This window comes from Haladaptatus sp. (assembly GCF_049589095.1).
Taxonomy (GTDB): domain Archaea; phylum Halobacteriota; class Halobacteria; order Halobacteriales; family Haladaptataceae; genus Haladaptatus.
In genome coordinates this window covers 1-2,237 of the sequence record NZ_JBAWAC010000269.1, presented here as the reverse complement: position 1 = coordinate 2,237, position 2,237 = coordinate 1, and the positions used below count along the sequence as shown (strand labels likewise).

At 59.1% G+C, this 2,237-nt stretch carries 2 protein-coding genes and 1 pseudogene; all 3 read left to right on the top strand.

Annotated features, from left to right (window positions below; genetic code table 11):
* Positions 1–99: 99 nt before the first annotated feature.
* The gene (locus tag WBV42_RS08725; RefSeq protein ID WP_423985682.1) at positions 100–1,377 is read left to right on the top strand and encodes an RNA-guided endonuclease InsQ/TnpB family protein; all 1,278 of its coding nucleotides are present in this window, start codon (positions 100–102) and stop codon (positions 1,375–1,377) included.
* A 168-nt stretch (positions 1,378–1,545) separates the two neighbouring features.
* Positions 1,546–1,875 (top strand): annotated as a pseudogene (locus tag WBV42_RS08720) (lamin tail domain-containing protein); the annotation flags it as partial.
* 81 nt (positions 1,876–1,956) lie between these two features.
* Positions 1,957–2,237, top strand: a 281-nt coding sequence (locus WBV42_RS08715; RefSeq protein ID WP_423985681.1) for an aldo/keto reductase, incomplete at its 3' end; no start/stop codon positions are given.

Genomic DNA, 2,237 nt, shown 5'->3' with positions numbered 1-2,237 from the left:
AGCAACCGCCGCCGATAGCAGGGCTGGATATTCCACGGTTTGTTTCACTTTCACTCCGCACTACACAAATATAAAAATTTGTGATGACATAGGTTACGTATGGCGAAACAGGTCGTTACGCGAACCTACCGTGCCCGTATCTGCAACTACTCGCAGGTGCGCAACGACCTCGATTCGCTCGGATTCGCCGCCAGCAAGCTCTGGAACGTTGGCCGATGGACGGCCCAACGTGTCTGGGACGCCTGCGGCCAGATTCCCGACGCCAACGCGCTTATGGCGTACCTCAAGAACCACGAACGCTACGCCGACCTCCATTCTCAGTCGAGTCAGCGAGTTCTCCAAGAACTCGGTGAGGCGTTCACCAGTTGGTACGGCAAGCGCCGAAACGGGGACGAGAACGCGAATCCGCCCGGCTATCGCAAACACAACGACGACCACCCACGGTCAACAATCACGTTCAAAGCGGCTGGTTTCAAGCACGACACGCACAACAACCGAGTCCGTCTCTCAAAAGGCAAAAACCTCAAAGAGGATTGGTCGGACTTCGTTCTGTGCGAGTACGACGCTATCGGCCCATCAGGCCGAACCATCGAGAACGTTCAGCAGGTTCGTGCAGTGTACGAACACGGCATCTGGCGGTTGCACTTCGTCTGCCGCGTCTCGATCGGCGAAGCTGAATCACCCGGTGACGGCATGGCAGGCATCGACCTTGGTATCTGCAACCTCGCCACCATCTCGTACGGCGACGAATCCGTGTTGTACCCCGGTGGCGCGCTCAAAGAGGACGAATACTACTTCGCCAAAAAGCGCGCCGAGACGGACGATTCGGCGTCACGCGAAGCCCGTCGTCTCGATACCAAGCGCACCGACCGCCGGACTCACTTCTTGCACGCACTCTCGAAGGACATCGTATCCGAGTGTGTCAAAAGAGGAGTCGGGACGATCGTTGTTGGTGACCTTGGCGGTATCCGCGAAGACGAGAACGGCGATGCTCGCAACTGGGGAAAGCACGGCAATCTCGACTTGCATGGATGGGCGTTCGACCGCTTCACGTCGATGCTTGAGTACAAAGCGGAGGAACGTGGTATCGCTGTTGTCACGAAGTCCGAGCGCAACACGTCGAAAACGTGTTCTGCGTGCGGTCGGTCAGACGGCCGCCAGCGCGTCCAGCGAGGGTTGTACGTCTGTGAGTGTGGGTTGGTTGCGAACGCCGATAGTAATGGTGCGGAGAACATCAGACAGAAAGTACTCCCGAATCTCGCCAGTGATGGGGGAGATAGGGATAACGGCTGGTTGGCACAGCCAGCGGTACGCTTGTTCGATTGTAGCGAGGGTCGGTTCGCTCCGCGAGAACAAGTCGTTAACCGCGAACCCTAATATCCCAACTTGGGGAATCCTCGCGCTTGAGCGCGGGGAGGATGTCAAGCCGCCGAATCGGCTGCACAAAAGACCGGTCTCGGACTCTGGGAGTGTGCTAGCGGAGGGAGTGAGGGTGGGCAGACGACGACAACCGCCACCTCGACGACGGGAGGGAGCACGACCAGCCCCCTCGCCATCAGCGAAATTCATGCGGACGCCCCCGGAAACGACAACGAGAATCCGAACGAGGAGTACGTCGTCCTGAAGAATACGGGGAACGAACCAATCGACATCTCCGGTTGGTCGGTTTCGGACGCGGCGGGGCACAGCTACTAAGTGCCGACCGGGACGACGCTGGCCGCCGGTTCGACGGTCACGCTCCACACCGGCAGCGGAAGCGATTCCGCGTCGGACCTGTACTGGGGCGAGGGAAGCGCCGTCTGGAACAACGGCGGCGATATGATCATCGTTCGGAATTCGAGCGGTGGTGTGGTCGTGCAAAGGGAGTATTCCTGAGTGTGGGTCCCTTCGCCATCTCTCCACCTCGTTCCTGGCCGCTTTCCGGGCTTTTAGGACCCTTCCCGACGACGCCGTGGTATGGAGTATCGAACTCTCGGTTCGACAGGCACGAAGGTCTCGGAACTGTGTTTCGGGACGTGGCGATTCGCCATGGAATCGAACGGCACGGTCGAAACGGATTATGACACGGCACACGACCTGCTCGACACGGCGTGGGAGAACGGCATCAACTTCATCGACACGGCGAACGTCTACGGTGACCCGAACGGCACCAGCGAGGAGTGGATCGGCGACTGGCTATCGGAGTACGACCGCGAGGACTTCGTCATCGCCTCGAAGGTGTACTTCCCGTTCGACGG

What these genes read in the sequence shown, in the direction of transcription:
- WBV42_RS08725 (WP_423985682.1), top strand. Translation starts at nt 100, where the DNA reads ATGGCGAAACAGGTCGTTACGCGAACCTACCGTGCCCGTATCTGCAAC.